Genomic DNA, 16,054 nt, shown 5'->3' with positions numbered 1-16,054 from the left:
GTATCACCCTTTGACGGACACAATGATGACAACGACCGAATCTTACTTACCTTGGGCGCGCGATGTGCTGCATATCGAAGCGGAAGCCTTGCACGAAATCGCCGATGAATTGGACGAACATTTTGTTCAGGCCGCCGAAGCCTTGCTGCATTGCCAAGGCCGCGTGGTGATTATGGGCATGGGCAAATCGGGTCACATCGCCCGCAAAATGGCCGCTACCATGGCCTCCACCGGCACACCGGCTTTTTTCGTCCATCCGGCGGAAGCGGCGCATGGCGATTTGGGCATGATTGTCGACGGCGACGTGGTGATGGCAGTGTCAAATTCAGGCGAAAGCGATGAAATTGCGGCGATTATTCCGGCCTTGAAACGCAAAAACGTGACCTTAATCTGCATCACCGCCCGCCCGACTTCGACCATGGCACGTCATGCCGACATCCACATTATGGCTTCGGTCTCCAAAGAAGCCTGCCCGCTCGGACTAGCGCCGACTTCCAGCACCACCGCCGTGATGGCGCTGGGCGATGCCTTGGCGATTGTGTTGCTGAAAGCGCGCGCGTTCACACCCGATGATTTCGCGCTCAGCCACCCTGCCGGCAGCTTGGGCAAACGTCTGCTGCTGCGCGTGGCCGACATTATGCACGGCGGCGACGAGCTGCCTGCAGTCGTGTGCGGCACTTTATTGAAAGACGCGATTGTGCGCATGAGCGAAAAAGGCTTGGGCATGTTGGCCGTGACCGATGATGAAGGCCGTCTGAAAGGCGTGTTCACCGATGGCGACTTACGCCGTCTATTCCAACAACGCGATGATTTCAAAGGCTTAACCGTCAACGACATCATGCACACCGAACCGAAAACCATCGCTGCCGACAAGCTCGCCACCGAAGCCTTGAAACATATGCAGACCAATCATGTGAACGGTCTTTTAGTGACCGATTCAGACGGCCTGTTAATCGGCGCGCTCAATATGCATGATTTGCTGATGGCGCGTATTGTGTAAGGCTGCAAAACTTTACCAACCGTTTATTCTCCCCAAAACGTTTCAGACGGCCTTTATGCTAGAATAGGCCGTCTGAACAAGGAATCCGCCATGCAGAGCTTATCCCCAGAATTGCAACAGCGCGCCGCCGCGATTAAATTATTGATTTTAGACGTGGACGGTGTATTGACCGACGGCCATATTTACATCCGCGACACTGGTGAAGAAATCAAATCTTTCCACACCCTCGACGGCCACGGCATCAAAATGCTGGCAGCCAGCGGCGTTCAGACGGCCATTATTACCGGCCGCGATGCGCCATCGATCGGCATCCGCGTGCAGCAATTGGGCATTGCCTACTATTTCAAAGGCATTCACGATAAGCGTGCGGCCTATGCCCAATTACGCGAACAAGCCGGCGTGGCGGAGCACGAATGCGCGTTTGTCGGCGATGATGTGGTCGATTTGCCGGTGATGGTGCGCTGCGGTTTGCCGGTAGCTGTGCCTGAAGCGCACTGGTTCACACGCGAACACGCGGCCTACATCACCCAACGCCCTGCCGGCAAAGGCGCGGTGCGCGAAGTGTGCGATTTGATTATGCAGGCGCAAGGCACCTTGCAACCTGCTTTGGACGAGTATATTAAATGAAAATAAGATGGCAATACGGTCTGGCCTTTCCTTTGATTCTGGCCGTCGCACTCGGCGGCCTGTCGGCTTGGCTCGGCCGCATCAGCGAGATTCAAACGGAAGAAGTGCAACTCAATCCCGATGAGCCGCAATATTGGATGGGTGGCATGGAAGGCAAGCGTTTTGACGAGGAAGGTAATTTGCAAGAGCATTTCACCGCTACCCAAGCATTCCAATTGCCCAACAGTAAAGACGTGCATTTCCGTATGCCTAAACTGGATGTACACCAGCAAGGCAAGCTGGCGTATCAAGTGGAAGGCAAAGAAGGCCTGTATAACACCGATACACGCGTTGCCGTGTTCCAAAAAGAAGTATTGCTGACCAAGCCGGCCGACGGCACCCACCCTGCCGGTACAGTCAAAACCGAATTTATTCATGTCGACACCCAAGCCCAGTTTGCCCAAACCGAGCATCCGGTTGAATTTGCCTACGGCCAGTCCCACGGCTCTTCAGTCGGCATGACGTACGACCACACCAAAGGTTTACTCAATTTCTCATCAAAAGTGAAAGCCACGATTTATGATGCCAAAAATCTTTAAAGCCGCCGCATTGTCTGCTCTGATGATCAGTGCGCCTGCTTTCGCGTTGCAAAGCGACAGCCGCCAACCGATTCAAATCGAAGCCGACCAAGGCTCGCTCGACCAAGCCAACCAAACCACCACTTTCAGCGGCAACGTCATCATCAAACAAGGCACGCTGAACATCAATGCCGCCAACGTGACCGTGTCGCGCAACGACAAAGGCGACCAGCTGATGAAAGCCAACGGCTCGCCCGTACGCTTCAGCCAGCAGCTTGACGGCAACAAAGGTACAGTCAACGGCCAAGGCAACCAAGTCGAATACGCTTCGGCCACCGGCTTAGTGAAACTCACCGGCAATGCCAAAGTGCAGCGCGGCGGCGATGTCGCCCAAGGCGCGGTGATTACCTACAACATGCGCACCGAAGTCTATACCATTCATGGCGGCTCGAAACAAGCCGGCGTGAAATCACCGGCCAAATCCGGCCGCGTGAGCGTGGTGATTCAACCGACTTCGACCAAATAATAAGCTGAGGCCGTCTGAATGATTGGTTGAACCAAGCTTTCAGACGGCCTATCCCACCTTGATTCCGTTTAAAGAACAGATTATGACTGCACCAGCCAGCCGCCTTGTCGCCCAAGGCCTGCAAAAAAGTTTCAAAAAACGCCAAGTCGTGAAAGATTTCTCGCTTGAAATCGAAAGCGGCGAAGTGGTCGGCCTGCTCGGCCCCAACGGCGCGGGCAAAACTACCAGTTTCTACATGATTGTCGGCCTGATTGCTGCCGATGGCGGCAGCGTCACGCTCGACGGCCAAGAATTGCGCCACCTGCCGATTCACGAACGCGCACGCTTGGGCGTGGGCTATCTGCCGCAAGAAGCGTCGATTTTCCGCAAAATGACGGTCGAGCAAAACATCCGCGCCATCTTAGAAATCAGCATGAAAGACAAAAGCGGCATCGATGGCGAAATCGACAAATTATTGGCCGATTTGAACATCGAGCGCCTGCGCCACAACCCTGCACCGTCTTTATCGGGCGGTGAACGCCGCCGCGTGGAAATCGCCCGTGTTTTGGCAATGAAACCGCGTTTTATTCTGCTGGACGAACCTTTCGCCGGTGTGGATCCCTTGGCCGTTATCGATATTCAAAAAATCATCGCCTTTCTCAAATCACGCGGCATCGGCGTGTTGATTACCGACCACAACGTGCGTGAAACCTTGAGCATTTGTGACCGCGCCTACATCATCAGCGAAGGCACGGTATTAGCTTCGGGCAAGCCGGACGACTTGGTCAACGACGAGAAAGTGCGTGCGGTTTACTTAGGCGAAAACTTCAAATACTGATCCGGCTGACGCATCACTTGTGTGTCCACTATCCAAAGAGGCCGTCTGAAAAACTGCGCATATAATGCAGCAGTTTTTCAGACGGCCTTCTGTATTCTGCTACCCATACACATACCGCCTAACAAACCGGCACAACAAACATCACGCCATTAATACGATCAAAAACCCAAGGCAGTCCAACACCTTAAGTAATGACTGTCATCACGCCGGCGAGATTTAGCTTGCCCGCACCGTTTATTTGCGTTACGCTATTTCTACAGACAGACAACAATACCGGCAGCAAAACGAAAGCCTGACCTCAAGCAACGAGAAAAGCATACGCAGTTAATAGGCGCAAAAGCTTGCAAACCGAATGTGGCGAATGCTTTTACACGTCCCAGATGATTAGCTGAACACAAGATTTTTATGTCCGCCGCCTTGGCGGATTGACTCACCGAAGGAGCTGTATTATGAACCTGAAAATTACCGGTCTGAATTTTGATGTTACCGAAGCGATTAAAAATTACGTATCTGAAAAACTGGAGCGCATCAACCGCCATGCTGCCAATGTGATTTCTGTGGCGATTACCCTTTCGGTTGAAAAAGTAAATCAGAAAGCCGAAGCCGACTTGCACTTGGCCGGTAAAGATTTGCACGTTGAAGCAGTAGAACAAGACATGTATGCCGCAATTGATGTGTTGATGGACAAATTGGATCGTGCTGTGTTGAAGCATAAAGAAAAAAGCAGCGATGCCCGTGCGCCACGTCCTGCCGATGTAGTTGGTGACGAACAAGAATAAATCCTGATAAAAAATGCCGTCTGAACAGCTTTCAGACGGCATTTTTCATAATTGGACCGGATAGCCCATCCGTTTCTGCCGCACAAATAAAAAAACCATTCAGCTGAATGGTTTTTTATCATTTTATGTTAGCGTTTACGGCCAAAAATCAGTGACAATACCGCCAAAATCAAAAAGCCGACAAATAAGATTTTTGCAATACCTGCAGCACTACCGGCAATACCGCCGAAACCTAAAACCGCAGCAATAATCGAAATCACAAAAAAGACGATTGCATAATGTAACATAAGAGTCTCCTCAACTTTGTTTATATTGAATTGATGCCGCATTCCGATTCGGGTTAACTGAATGCATGGTTCTACAATAACACAGTCATTTCTGATAATCCAACCCTCAAAGCCTATATTTCATAGCTTTACAAAGCATATTACACAAGACTACATTTCAATTTATTAATGTAATATTGAGAAAATAAGCCCGCCTGCCATCTTAACTTTTCTTACCATCCGACTTCTTGCTGCATAAATATAGGTTAAAGGTCATCTGAAAGAATCTCGATTCCCAGCACAAACAAACCTGCTCTGTTAAAATATGCGCATAGACATTCAGAGCCGATTGCGCGCTTGAATTTAGCGTAATCAGCCCAATTGTAAACCCCACCACATTCCATTCATACCGAGAGATTCATGAATATCCAAGAGATTCAGACTGCCCTGCAGGCAGTTGCCATTCCACACACACAACGCACGCTTGGCAGCGAAAATGCCGTCAAAAGCGTCAACCATGATTCAAACGGCCTGCACATTACGTTGCAATTCGGCTATCCCGTTTTGCACATCGGCAATGAATTGGCCAACCGTATTCAGGAAGCCATCATCGGCTTCACCGGCGATACCGGCATTCATTTGAGCATCGACACCGTGATCGGCACACACAAAGTGCAACCGGGTGTGGCCACCATCAAAGGTGTGAAAAACATCATCGCTGTCGGCTCCGGCAAAGGCGGCGTGGGCAAATCCACCACCACTGCCAACTTGGCCACCGCCATGGCACGCATGGGCGCACGCGTTGGCGTATTGGATGCCGATTTATACGGCCCGAGCCAACCAACCATGCTGGGCGTATCGGCCGGCAAACCGGATACCAAAAATGAAAAACTGGTGCCGATTACCACCGAAAGCGGCATTCAAGTGATGTCGATCGGCTTTCTGATGGATACCGACCAAGCCGTGATTTGGCGCGGCCCATTGTTGAGCCAAGCCTTGCAGCAATTATTGTTCCAAAGCGAATGGGACGATGTGGATTACCTGTTTATCGATTTGCCACCGGGCACCGGCGACATTCAATTAACCCTGTCGCAAAAAATTCCGGTAACCGGCGCCGTGGTCGTAACCACGCCGCAAGACATTGCCCTGATTGATGCGCGTAAAGCGGTGGATATGTTCAAGAAAGTGAATATCCCAATCTTCGGTGTGTTGGAAAACATGTCGGTACACATCTGCTCTAACTGCGGCCACAGCGAAGCGATTTTTGGCACCGAAGGCGGCAAAGACTTAGCAGGCCGTCTGAATGTGCCGTTGCTCGGCCAGCTGCCGCTCAGCCTGCCGGTGCGCGAAGCAATGGACAACGGCCAAGCAGCCGCGTTATTAGACAACCACGACGAAGTGGAAAAAATTTACACCGACGCTGCGTTCCAACTGGCTTTATCTATTGCCGATAAAGGCAAAGACTTCAGCAGCCGTTTCCCGAAAATTGTGGTGGAATAAAACCAGTCAGATTAAATAATCAAAAAGCCGTCTGAACATTTTTCAGACGGCTTTTTGATGGCTTAGATTTGGAAAGGCCGAAGCTTTTTACTTTGCCTGTAATAAAAAAGCCATCGAAAACGATGGCTTTTTTAATTTATCTGGTGGGTCGTGAAGGATTCGAACCTTCGACCAACGGATTAAAAGTCCGCTGCTCTACCGACTGAGCTAACGACCCGATAAGCTATGAATTATAGTAGCCTCTTTCTTAACTGTCAAGCTTTTTGTTCATTTTCTGATAGTCAGAATATACACCGGCCGCCCTTTTCAAAAACTCAGCTCGATCGGCGCTTTATCCCCAAACTTGGGCCATACATGAAACACTCTATAAAACCGCCCCCACAGACTCCACCGTCCACCGGCCGTCCTCAAACCGGAGCCGTGAAACAGTCGCATTATCCACACTTTGATATAATGTGGACCGTGGGTCAATCGATTTTAATATTCCGGTAATCGCCATACCGTGAGATACCAGCAACACCTTGCCTGCCTCAGGTGACTTCTGCCGCAAAATATCCAACCCTTGTTTCAAACGGCCCATGAACCGGGCTTCATTTTCCGCCAGCCCTAATGGATCCAACTCACTCACGGTCTCAGCCAGCATGTGGTATGTTCCGGTCCGGTAGGCCTCAAGCCATGCTTCTACCGATGGGAATCCGCGATGTTGTGCAATCAGAGCATGCACATTGTGCACCAAGTCACCTTCAAAACCACCAAAACAATATTCACGCACTTCTTCAATCACGCCCAAGGGTAAATCTGCTTGACCTTGCGCCTGTAAAATGATTTTGGCCGTGTCAGCCGCACGTGGGCTGACACTGCAAAATGCGGCATCAAAATGTACTTTGCCTTGCAATGCCCGCCCCAATACACGCGCTACTTCTTTTCCTTCCGGCAGCAATGGCGAATCACTCCATCCCTGCAGACGGCCGACGTGATTAAAAACTGTTTTGCCGTGACGCACTAAATACACTTCTAAAGCCATGTTTTATCCTTTCATTCTTTATTTGGCTGAATTTGATCACCGACGTTTCATCTGAAGCAAAGAGCCGTTCGATACATGATCAAAAAAGCTTGTCGCATCGATACCAACTCATTCGGTGCATATCGCTTGCTGCGGCACACGGCCGATTTGCCAATGCGCCACCGCCCAATCGAGTAAATCGCGCGGACGGTCAATTTGCGGCGCAGACGGCAGACTTAGATAAGCCGAAACCTGCCGTAACAATAACTCGACTTGCGAATCATCCAGCGCTGGCGCAAGTGTTTGTTTAGACCATTTTTGCCCCGATTGGTTCACCAAAAGCGGCAAATGTGCATAGCTCGTTTGCATAAACCCAAGAGAAGATTGCAAAAAAATTTGTCGCGGCGTGGACACCAGCAAATCCTGCCCGCGCACGATATGCGTGATGCCCTGCTCGGCATCGTCCACCACCACCGCCAATTGATACGCCCAAAAACCATCTGCCCGCAGCAGCACAAAATCGCCGATGTCGCTCGCCAAATTCTGCGCATAATGGCCGACAATCACATCATCAAAACCAATCACTTCATCCGGCACACGAATGCGCCAAGCCGGCGGCTTACCATTTTCAGACGGCCTGTGTTCAGGCACACGACAGCGGCCGTTGTACACAAAGCCATCCGCCCCCATGCCCGCCGCCGCCTGCCAATCCTTGCGGCTGCAATAACACGGATACACCAAACCCTTGTCTTTCAGACGGCCTAAAGCGTCTTCATATAAATGATGGCGGCGGCTTTGGTAGGCCACTTCGCCGTCCCACTCAAAGCCGAAAGCTTCCAGCGTGCGCAAAATATGGTCGGCTGCTCCAGCCATCTCGCGCGGCGGATCTAAATCTTCCATGCGCACCAGCCACTTGCCGCCGTGCGCGCGGGCATCGGCATACGAAGCCAGCGCCGTCAGCAGCGAGCCGATGTGCAGCAAACCCGTCGGGCTGGGGGCAAAACGTCCTACATACATAGCGCAAACCGTTCCATCTGATGATTAACCAAAGCGCTTGCACACCGAATCTTTCAGACGGCCTCAAGCATGTTCAAAAGCGATATTATAAGTCAAGCAATGCTATAATGCCGTCTGAAAAAACTGTAAAGCACCCACCATGCAAGCTGATTTTAACCGCCCTGTGTTGGCCATCGACACCAGCACTTCCTACCTCTCGCTCGCCCTGCGCCACCGCGATCAAACCCATGTGTATCATGAGGCGGTCGGCACCAAGCAATCCGAGCTGATTTTGCCGCAAATCGGCGTGTTGTTTGCCAAAGCGGGCATCAGCGCCGCCGATTTGGGCGCGATTGTGTATGCACAAGGCCCGGGTGCGTTCACCGGCTTGCGCATCGGCACCGGCGTGGCGCAAGGTTTGGCGACACCGTTTGCCACGCCTTTAATCGGCGTACCTTGCTTAGATGCCGTGGCCTACCAGCGCCCCGACCGCCCTTGCGTGTTGGCGGCCACCGATGCGCGCATGGGTGAAGTGTTTTACGCTTGGTTCGACACCGCCAACCACCGCCGCTTGAGCGACTACCAAGTCGGCAAATCCGCAGAAATCACCGCACCTGACGGCATGGTGTGTTCAGACGGCATCGGCAATGCGTTTACGCTGGCCGACCAACCGCCGTTTGACGGTGAGGCCGATATGCCGACCGCCGCCGATTACCTGAATCTTGCCGCGTCCGGCCGCTATCCGGCCACCGTTGCGGCGCAAGCCGAATTGCTGTATGTACGCAATAAAATTGCCCTGACAGCAAAAGAACAAGCTGAACGGAAAAGCCAAGCATGATTCGACCAGCAACTTCGGCAGATTGTGCTATTTTGGCAAAAATTGATGCACTCAGCAATCCGTCGCCATGGTCGGCCAAACAATTTGAATCGGCCATTGAAAGCCGCACGGAAACGGTTTTGGTGAACGAAACCGACGGCTGCATCAGCGGCTTTATCGTATGGCAAAGTGTGTGCGACGAATCGGAGCTGCACCTGATTGCCACCGCGCCCGAATTCCGCCGCCAAGGCATTGCCGCCGCCTTATTGACGCAATGGTTTCAGACGGCCTCTGCGCAACACATCACGCGTTTGTTTTTGGAAGTGCGCGACAGTAACCAAGCGGCGCAAACGCTTTACCGCAAATACGGTTTTGCCGAATGCGGCCGCCGCCGAGATTATTACTCCCTGCCCGATGGCCGCCGCGAAGATGCGGTGTTGATGGACAAGGCCGTCTGAAACGACGGCATATTTTGAAACGATTCCTATGTTAAGCAGCCGCTATTTACATTTGCACGAAGCGCTGGGATTGGGGCCGATGTGGCTCAATCAGCAAGCGCGCGTCAGGCCGTCTGAAACGGCCGGCGGCAACGTGCGTTCTGCGCCGAATGCCCGACCGCAAGCGGCTGCGCAACCAATTGCCGAAGCAGTGCGCTCGCTCTCACCTGCTGCCCATCACGCCCGCTTGGCTGCGGCGGCCTTGGTAAACGAAAAGAAACATGCGCCAATAGCGCCGCCCGCTACCACACCGGCACAACTGCGTGCCAATGTCGAAAACCCTGCCGAAAGCCCTACGGCTCAAGAAAACCAAACCCTTGTTTCAGACGGCCTACCGCCTTTACACATTGATGTAAGGCCGTCTGAAATCATGGTTGTCAGCATTTGTCCTTCTACGGAAGACAGCGCCGCCAATCAACTATTTAGCGGCAGCGTGGGCGTGTTACTCGACAATATGCTGGCCGCAATTAACTTGCAGCCGCAACAGGCGCACAAAACCTGCTGGGTAAAATCCGCCCCCATCAGCAACGCCAATCCGAGCGATACGCAAATTAAAGCGGCGGCTGATGAGTTGGCCAAAGAATTGGCGCAATCGCAAGCCAAAGCGGTATTGTTTTTGGGGCAGATTTTTGAACACGAAAACCAACGCGCGCTCATGCAAGCCGTGTGCGGCGAACGGCCTTATTTTGTGATTCCCCATCCGGCACGTTTATTGCGCCAAACCCATTTAAAAGCGCAGGCATGGGCGGAATTGAAAAAACTCAAACGCTTGTTACACGCTTAAATATAAAAAGGCCGTCTGAAATTCAGACGGCCTTTTCTATCACCAAAACGCTTGTATTTGCGTATTCTTTTGTTTATTTTTTAGTGGCATCAGCCATGTTGTGTGCCACGTTGGTCGCGCTCACAGTCAAACCTGACATACCGATTAATGAAGCGGCGGCCAATTTGATCAATTCTTTCATGCTTGTTTCCTTTCCTAGTGTCATCCTGCCGCATGTTGAGCGACGGCAGGGAATCTTCTTTTCTTGTCGAGTGTGGTTTGTGGGGTTCGCTTACGGTGAAGCGGATACGTTTTCAGATGAATGTTTAAAATATCATTATTTTTTAGCAGCGTCCGCCAAATTGCGGGCAACGATGGCAGCAGAAGCAGTCACACCGGCCATACCGATTAGAGACGCAGCAGCTAAAGTCATCAAGTGTTTCATGTAATTTATTTCCTTATTTAATTTAAATATGTTGTTTAACAACATTTCCTACTTCGACAAAACAGCACGCTTTGCCGACAGAACGAATCATACCGCTTTAATTATTAAAATTAACACTTTTTTCGTAAAGAAATAATCCGTAAATAGTGGTTTACGTTAATTTATATTATTTAATATTTAGTTTTGAAAATGACACCGATGTCTGCCTTAATGACACCGATGTCTTTATTACAGTGCGGTTACAAATTAACTTTCTGGATGGAAATTCACACCGATTCAGACGTTGTATTTATGTATCACTTTTGTGATAAATTAAATTTTATATTTAATTTCAAAAAGATATATTCAAATAAAATTCAGTGCAAACCATGTAATTTAGTAAAAACCAATAACAGCGATTGCCATTTGCTAAACATATATAAAGGCTGAGACCTTTGCAAAACTCGTTAATTTTCAGAAATCTTTAAACCGTCATTCCCGCGTAAGCGGGAATCCAGAACATAAAATTACTGAAATAATTAAATATTCCTGAAAACTATCAATCTGGATTCCCGCCTACGCGGGAATGACGGGCATAGTTTTCTTGGTTCAAATTGAGTTTTGCAAAAGTCTCAGGCCGTCTGAAAAGCAATTTGCTTTCAGACGGCCTGTTCAAATAGACAATACCTTTTCTCTACATCAACCCCAAGCTGCGCAAAATCACAATGCCTACCGCCGCGCTCAAGCCCGAGCCGAGTGTGGTGATGCTGGCGATATTGGCACAAGCCACATCGTTGCCGCCCATGGCTTTTACCATCGGATAAGCCGCGGCGGCCTGCGGCGTGGCGGTCATCAAAAACAAAATACCCAAAGCCATGCCCTGCAAACCGAATGCCACGCCAATACACACCGCAATCACCGGCGCCACCACCAAGCGCCCGATGCTGGCGACCATCGAAATATCGCCCAATTTGGCCAGTGAACGGAAATCAAACGCCGCACCCGCACAAATCAAGGCCAGCGGCACGGTCAAGTCTGCCACATATTCCACGCCTTTCATGATCGGTTTGGGCGGCATCACGTGCACCATCTGCAATACCGCCGCCGCCAAAATGCCGATAATCAGCGGATTGGTGAAGATTTTTTTCAGCATATCGCGGATTTTCAACCACAGCGAACCGTCCTGCCCGCGGCTCAGCGCAATCACCGCCAAAATATTAAACAGCAGCGTAATCGCCCCCGTGTACACCGCCCCCGCCGCAATGCCCGGCGCACCATATGCGTTCAACACATACGCCAAGCCCATCGCGCCCAAGTTGCCGCGAAACACGCCTTGCACGAACACACCTTTGTCGCGCACATCCGGCACCCACTTCCACGCATACAGCTCGGCCAACACAAAACACACCAGCGTCGCCGCCACCGCCGCCCCAAGCAACACCGCCTGTTCGCCCAAATGAATCTCGCCGTGCATCAGATTGTGAAACATCAGCAGTGGCAAGCCGAGATAAAACACCACTTTCGATGCTTGCGCGATAAACACGGTATCAATCAGCCCAAAGCGCCGAATCAACACGCCAATGCCGAGCAGCATCAGACTCGGCAGCGTCACGCCCATGGCAAACCCGACCGAGCTTAGAAAATCCTGCATGATGTTTCCAAAGAGAAAAAATGAAGACGGTCAATCATACACCATCTCAAGCGGGGCAGGCAGCAGAAAGGCCGTCTGAAAACTGTTGTTTCAGACGGCCTCAAGCTATTTTACTGCCGTTTGATTTTACGTTTGATGGTGCGAATATTCACCAACCCGAACACCGGCTTGGTCACCAACGCATGGTAGCCTTTTTCATCAATTCTCCCGTTTTTACACAGCACATCCAAGCAATCATCGCCGTCTTGCAGCTGGAAATCCATGGTTTCAAAACCGTTTTTCAGGTAAAACGCTTCACGTTTGAGCCGTTGGGCGTGATTGGGCGCGGCGGTGTTGTCCACCGTTTCGATGTCCAACACAATGGTTTTGCCCGCTTTTTCGGCTTCAATCAAAGCCAAAATCTTCGAGCCGTAGCCTTTGGAATGCTGCCGCTCGTCCACCGCCAGATACAGCACAAAAGTTGCCTGTTGATTGTTAATCAAATACACAAAACCGACAAATTCCCCCTCATCCAACACCGCCCAAAAATCAACATCAGGCCGCCAAGCCATGATGACCAGCAGCGCCACCGGAAACCGTGATTTTTCCGGAAACACAGCCTGATACAAACGCTTGAAATCGGCGAAATATGGCGAAAACGGGTGTATGCTTTGAATCGATAAACTCATGAATCTTGCTCCAAATTCGTCTCTACCACACTTTTCAGCGCCTGCAGCTCACTCAATAAAAAATCAATTCTGGCCTGCCCAAATGCCGCTACCGCCGAATTTTCCCGCGTTAACAATACGCCCACTATCGGCTCGGCAAACGCGCGGCCTTGCTCGGTTAGCGCCATCACTTTTTCACGCTTGTCCTGTTCACTGACATGCCCAGTCAGCAAGCCTTGTGCTTCATATTTTTTGCACAGGGTATTGACCGTCTGCTTTGCCAGCAAGCATTTTTCGGCAATCCTGGCTTGGCTGCACGCGCCTTCGACCCAAAGCGTGTACAAAATATCCAGCTCGTTGCTGCTGATATGGTGCGCCTTAGCAAAACGTTCGTAACCAGCCAACATTTGCGTGGACAGCTCAGCAATTTGCTCTAAAGCATTCGGCGGGAATGTGCGCATAAAATTCGTCCGAAAATTGATGATTTTTGAATTATCATCAATTTTCGGACGAATATCAAACGTTTTTCATATCATGTAAAACAGGCCGTCTGAAAACTGTTGTTTCAGACGGCCTTTATTGATTTGATTATTTAAGCCGCTTGATACGACTTCACACCGCGATACACCAGCAGCACCAAAGCCGCACATGCCGCCATGGCGATAGCGGTTGCCACGAAAATATCGCCCAAGCCCACCAGCGGCGAAATGATGCCACCCAACAAAAACGGCATACAGCCCAAAATAGCAGAAGCCGCGCCGGAGTAGCGGCGTTCGCTTTCCATCGCCAATGACGACAAGGCCGGTAACGGGATACCGACCATCAGCAGCGTAACGAAAAAGCCGATTTCCACCCACAACCAATGCGCTTGCAGCAGCAACACCGCCACGGTATAAGCCACCGCCAACACAAAACCAAACACGCCCACGCGCAAAGCGGTGTGTTCCGCCAAGCGGCCGCCGCGGTTGGAACCAATCACCAAAGCCGCGCCGTTGGCGGCAAAACACAAGCTAAACGCAAACGCCGACAAGCCATACACGCTTTGCAGGATAAACGGCGACGCAGCGATATAGGCAAACATCGCGCCAAACAGCAGGCTTTCAATCCACACATAGCCCATAAAGCGGCGGTTTTTCAGAATGCTGCCAAACGAAGCAAAGCTGGCAAAAGTCGAACCCTGCTGGCGTTTTTCCGGCGGCAGACTTTCATGCAGGCGTAAGCTGAACGCTGCCACCACCACGCCAATCAGTGTAAGAAACGCAAAAATGCCCTTCCAGCTCATGTATTCCAGCAACACGCTGCCCAACACCGGCGAAATAATCGGCGCCAAGCCGTTAATCGTCATCAACAGCCCGAAAAACTGCGTCATCTCGCGCCCTTGATACAAATCAGCCGCCACCGCGCGCGAAATCACCACGCTGCCGGCAGACGACAAGCCCTGCACAATCCGCAAGGCAATCATGGTTTCGATATTGGGTGAAAACACAATCGCCACGGTGCTGACGATATAAATCAAGAGCGAAATCAGCAGCGGCTTTTTGCGGCCGAATTTGTCGCTAATCGGGCCGAACAAAAGCTGACCCAGCGCCAAACCCACCATCGCCGTTGTCAGTGTCAGCTGCGTCATCGATGCGGAAGTTGCAAAAAATTCAGCCAGTTGCGGCAATGCCGGCAGATACAAGTCCACCACAAACGGGCCAAAAGCGGAAAGTACCGCCAGCAGTAAAACTAAAAAGAGTTTGGAATTTTTTTTGTTCATCAAATGCGTTCTTACATTAAAAAATAGTGCCTGCAAACTGATTTTCAGACGGCCTAAAAAATCAGGCTGTCTGAACGCTCTAAGTAGGTCAGGCTCTTGAATCCGACAATGTTACGGCATCAAACCACTATTGCGCCACATAAAGCAATGTCGGATACAAGTATCCGACCTACTGATTTAGGCCGTCTGAAAACAATATTCAGACGGCCTCAGATTACTTCGCGGCTACGGTAAAGCGTTGGAACAAATGCGCTTTGTTTTCCGCATCATCTGCAATCGCTACCGCCAAATCCGCCACCGAAATGCCCGCAGGCTCGTCTCCGGCCATCAGCAATGCTTCACCGCCCAAGCGATATTCGCCCAAACGCTCTTCGCTAAAGCCACCGTCTGCACCCAAGGCGGCAGGCGGTGAAACAAACGCCCAATTCACATCGCGGCGCTCGCGCAAATCGTTCAACAAATGGCGGGCGGCATTGGCACCGTCATAAATTTCTTTCGGGAAATCAGGCGTATCGATGACTTGCACATCCGGCGCCACATACAGGCTGCCTGCACCGCCGACAATCAGCAGATACGGCACTTGCGCGGCTTTGGCGGCTTCAACAATGGCATTCGCGCCACGGGTAAAATCCGCGCCGATATTGGGATTGTCCCAACCCGGGTTAAACGCGCTCACCACCGCATCAAAGCCTTGCAACTGATCGGCAAAATTGCTGGCGTTCACATCAAAACCGACGGCCTGCACATTATCCGCTTGCCAAACTTTATCCACATTGCGGGCAAAGCACACCACTTGATGACCGCGTGCGGCCAACTCTTTCACCACGGCAGCGCCGACATAGCCGGTCGCGCCGATAACTGCGATTTTTTTCATAGCTGATTCCTTACTCAATTAGAACATTGAACGGCCGCTGGCGGTTTTTTCCGGCACTTGCTGAATCACGTCCCAATGCTCAACGATTTTGCCTTGCTCATCAAAGCGGAAAATATCCACCACTGCTTCGCCACGATCTTTTTCATCAACGGTGCTGTGTACATGCAGCATCACCAAATCACCATCAGCCATCACGCGTTTGATTTCGGCTTTTGATTTCGGATGCGCTTTCAAGAACGGTACAAACGCATCGATAAAGGCTTGGCCGCCGTCAGCCACATCAGGGTTGTGCTGCAAATACACATCGCCGACATATTGTTCCGTGGCTTCTTTAACTTTATGCTGGTTGAACGCCATTTCATAGAAGGCCAACGCGTTGGCTTTGTTGCGCTCAACGTGTTGCTGTTGGGCAGTTTGCGCCGCATGGGTGCGGGTTGCAGCGTTGGTATGTTGGCAACCGCTCAATACGGCCGCAGCCAATACAGTAGAGATTAAGAGTGCTTTTACTTTCATTTGATTTTCCTGATTTCCATGACATTTGATGATGTGCA

Annotated in this window: 19 protein-coding genes and 1 tRNA gene; 10 read left to right on the top strand and 10 right to left on the bottom strand. The window is 51.1% G+C overall.

Annotated elements, in window-relative coordinates; translation table 11 throughout:
* Positions 1–25 precede the first annotated feature (25 nt).
* The 6 genes from ACM67B_RS01400 to hpf all read left to right on the top strand — a co-directional run bounded on the left by ACM67B_RS01400 (position 26) and on the right by hpf (position 4,306).
* Complete coding sequence (locus ACM67B_RS01400) at positions 26–1,000, top strand: KpsF/GutQ family sugar-phosphate isomerase (protein WP_416190490.1); 975 nt, start codon at positions 26–28, stop codon at positions 998–1,000.
* A gap of 90 nt (positions 1,001–1,090) precedes the next feature.
* On the top strand, positions 1,091–1,627 hold the full coding sequence (locus tag ACM67B_RS01395) for a KdsC family phosphatase (RefSeq protein ID WP_416189843.1): 537 nt from the start codon (positions 1,091–1,093) through the stop codon (positions 1,625–1,627).
* Positions 1,624–2,205, top strand: coding sequence for an LPS export ABC transporter periplasmic protein LptC (gene lptC / locus ACM67B_RS01390; protein WP_416189842.1), 582 nt, complete (start codon positions 1,624–1,626; stop codon positions 2,203–2,205). The genes ACM67B_RS01395 and lptC overlap by 4 nt, the downstream gene beginning before the upstream one ends.
* The gene (gene lptA / locus ACM67B_RS01385; RefSeq protein WP_095502392.1) at positions 2,186–2,710 is read left to right on the top strand and encodes a lipopolysaccharide transport periplasmic protein LptA; all 525 of its coding nucleotides are present in this window, start codon (positions 2,186–2,188) and stop codon (positions 2,708–2,710) included. Before lptC ends, lptA begins: the two co-directional genes overlap by 20 nt.
* 82 nt (positions 2,711–2,792) lie before the next feature.
* Positions 2,793–3,527, top strand: coding sequence for an LPS export ABC transporter ATP-binding protein (gene lptB / locus ACM67B_RS01380; protein ID WP_416189841.1), 735 nt, complete (start codon positions 2,793–2,795; stop codon positions 3,525–3,527).
* Positions 3,528–3,976: 449 nt separating this feature from the next.
* A complete protein-coding gene (gene hpf / locus ACM67B_RS01375) occupies positions 3,977–4,306 on the top strand; it encodes a ribosome hibernation-promoting factor, HPF/YfiA family (RefSeq protein WP_416189840.1) in 330 nt (109 codons plus the stop codon).
* 128 nt (positions 4,307–4,434) lie between these two features.
* Here the strand turns inward: hpf and ACM67B_RS01370 are convergent, their stop codons facing one another.
* Positions 4,435–4,593, bottom strand: coding sequence for a DUF1328 domain-containing protein (locus ACM67B_RS01370; RefSeq protein ID WP_095503741.1), 159 nt, complete (start codon positions 4,591–4,593; stop codon positions 4,435–4,437).
* A gap of 399 nt (positions 4,594–4,992) precedes the next feature.
* Here ACM67B_RS01370 and apbC point away from each other — a divergent pair, with 399 nt between their 5' ends.
* Positions 4,993–6,072 (top strand): iron-sulfur cluster carrier protein ApbC, encoded by a 1,080-nt coding sequence (gene apbC, locus ACM67B_RS01365; RefSeq protein ID WP_416189839.1) that lies wholly within the window; start codon positions 4,993–4,995, stop codon positions 6,070–6,072.
* 141 nt (positions 6,073–6,213) lie between these two features.
* Here apbC and ACM67B_RS01360 read toward each other — a convergent pair.
* The 3 genes from ACM67B_RS01360 to gluQRS all read right to left on the bottom strand — a co-directional run bounded on the left by ACM67B_RS01360 (position 6,214) and on the right by gluQRS (position 8,092).
* Positions 6,214–6,289: transfer RNA gene (locus tag ACM67B_RS01360), tRNA-Lys, on the bottom strand.
* Positions 6,290–6,436: 147 nt separating this feature from the next.
* Positions 6,437–7,096 carry a histidine phosphatase family protein gene (locus ACM67B_RS01355; RefSeq protein WP_416189838.1) on the bottom strand — a complete coding sequence of 220 codons (660 nt, stop codon included), beginning with the start codon at positions 7,094–7,096 and terminating at the stop codon, positions 6,437–6,439.
* Positions 7,097–7,204: 108 nt separating this feature from the next.
* Positions 7,205–8,092, bottom strand: a complete 888-nt coding sequence (gene gluQRS, locus ACM67B_RS01350; RefSeq protein ID WP_416189837.1) for a tRNA glutamyl-Q(34) synthetase GluQRS — start codon at positions 8,090–8,092, stop codon at positions 7,205–7,207.
* A 139-nt stretch (positions 8,093–8,231) separates the two neighbouring features.
* On the opposite strand from gluQRS, the gene tsaB reads away from it, so the two are divergent.
* Genes tsaB through ACM67B_RS01335 form a run of 3 tightly spaced genes read left to right on the top strand, consistent with a single transcriptional unit; the run spans position 8,232 to position 10,169 of the window.
* Positions 8,232–8,909 (top strand): tRNA (adenosine(37)-N6)-threonylcarbamoyltransferase complex dimerization subunit type 1 TsaB, encoded by a 678-nt coding sequence (gene tsaB / locus ACM67B_RS01345; protein WP_416189836.1) that lies wholly within the window; start codon positions 8,232–8,234, stop codon positions 8,907–8,909.
* Positions 8,906–9,346 (top strand): ribosomal protein S18-alanine N-acetyltransferase, encoded by a 441-nt coding sequence (gene rimI / locus ACM67B_RS01340; RefSeq protein ID WP_416189835.1) that lies wholly within the window; start codon positions 8,906–8,908, stop codon positions 9,344–9,346. Before tsaB ends, rimI begins: the two co-directional genes overlap by 4 nt.
* A 28-nt stretch (positions 9,347–9,374) precedes the next feature.
* Complete coding sequence (locus tag ACM67B_RS01335; protein WP_416189834.1) at positions 9,375–10,169, top strand: uracil-DNA glycosylase family protein; 795 nt, start codon at positions 9,375–9,377, stop codon at positions 10,167–10,169.
* Positions 10,170–11,266: 1,097 nt separating this feature from the next.
* Here ACM67B_RS01335 and ACM67B_RS01330 read toward each other — a convergent pair.
* The 6 genes from ACM67B_RS01330 to ACM67B_RS01305 all read right to left on the bottom strand — a co-directional run bounded on the left by ACM67B_RS01330 (position 11,267) and on the right by ACM67B_RS01305 (position 16,016).
* On the bottom strand, positions 11,267–12,223 hold the full coding sequence (locus ACM67B_RS01330) for an AEC family transporter (RefSeq protein WP_416189833.1): 957 nt from the start codon (positions 12,221–12,223) through the stop codon (positions 11,267–11,269).
* 110 nt (positions 12,224–12,333) lie between these two features.
* A complete protein-coding gene (locus tag ACM67B_RS01325; protein ID WP_416189832.1) occupies positions 12,334–12,891 on the bottom strand; it encodes a GNAT family N-acetyltransferase in 558 nt (185 codons plus the stop codon).
* Entirely contained in the window at positions 12,888–13,331 is a 444-nt protein-coding gene (locus tag ACM67B_RS01320) for a MarR family winged helix-turn-helix transcriptional regulator (protein WP_416189831.1), read from the bottom strand. The genes ACM67B_RS01325 and ACM67B_RS01320 overlap by 4 nt, the downstream gene beginning before the upstream one ends.
* A gap of 131 nt (positions 13,332–13,462) precedes the next feature.
* Positions 13,463–14,629: a multidrug effflux MFS transporter gene (locus ACM67B_RS01315; RefSeq protein ID WP_416189830.1), complete on the bottom strand. Its 1,167-nt coding sequence runs from the start codon at positions 14,627–14,629 to the stop codon at positions 13,463–13,465.
* A gap of 214 nt (positions 14,630–14,843) precedes the next feature.
* Positions 14,844–15,503, bottom strand: coding sequence for an NAD(P)-dependent oxidoreductase (locus ACM67B_RS01310; protein ID WP_416189829.1), 660 nt, complete (start codon positions 15,501–15,503; stop codon positions 14,844–14,846).
* 18 nt (positions 15,504–15,521) lie between these two features.
* Positions 15,522–16,016: a nuclear transport factor 2 family protein gene (locus ACM67B_RS01305; protein ID WP_416189828.1), complete on the bottom strand. Its 495-nt coding sequence runs from the start codon at positions 16,014–16,016 to the stop codon at positions 15,522–15,524.
* Positions 16,017–16,054: the final 38 nt, after the last annotated feature.

This window comes from Neisseria sp. CCUG17229, from assembly GCF_047839235.1.
Taxonomy (GTDB): domain Bacteria; phylum Pseudomonadota; class Gammaproteobacteria; order Burkholderiales; family Neisseriaceae; genus Neisseria; species Neisseria brasiliensis.
Note: the sequence above shows the minus strand (reverse complement) of the source record. Positions and strands in the feature narration are given on the sequence as shown.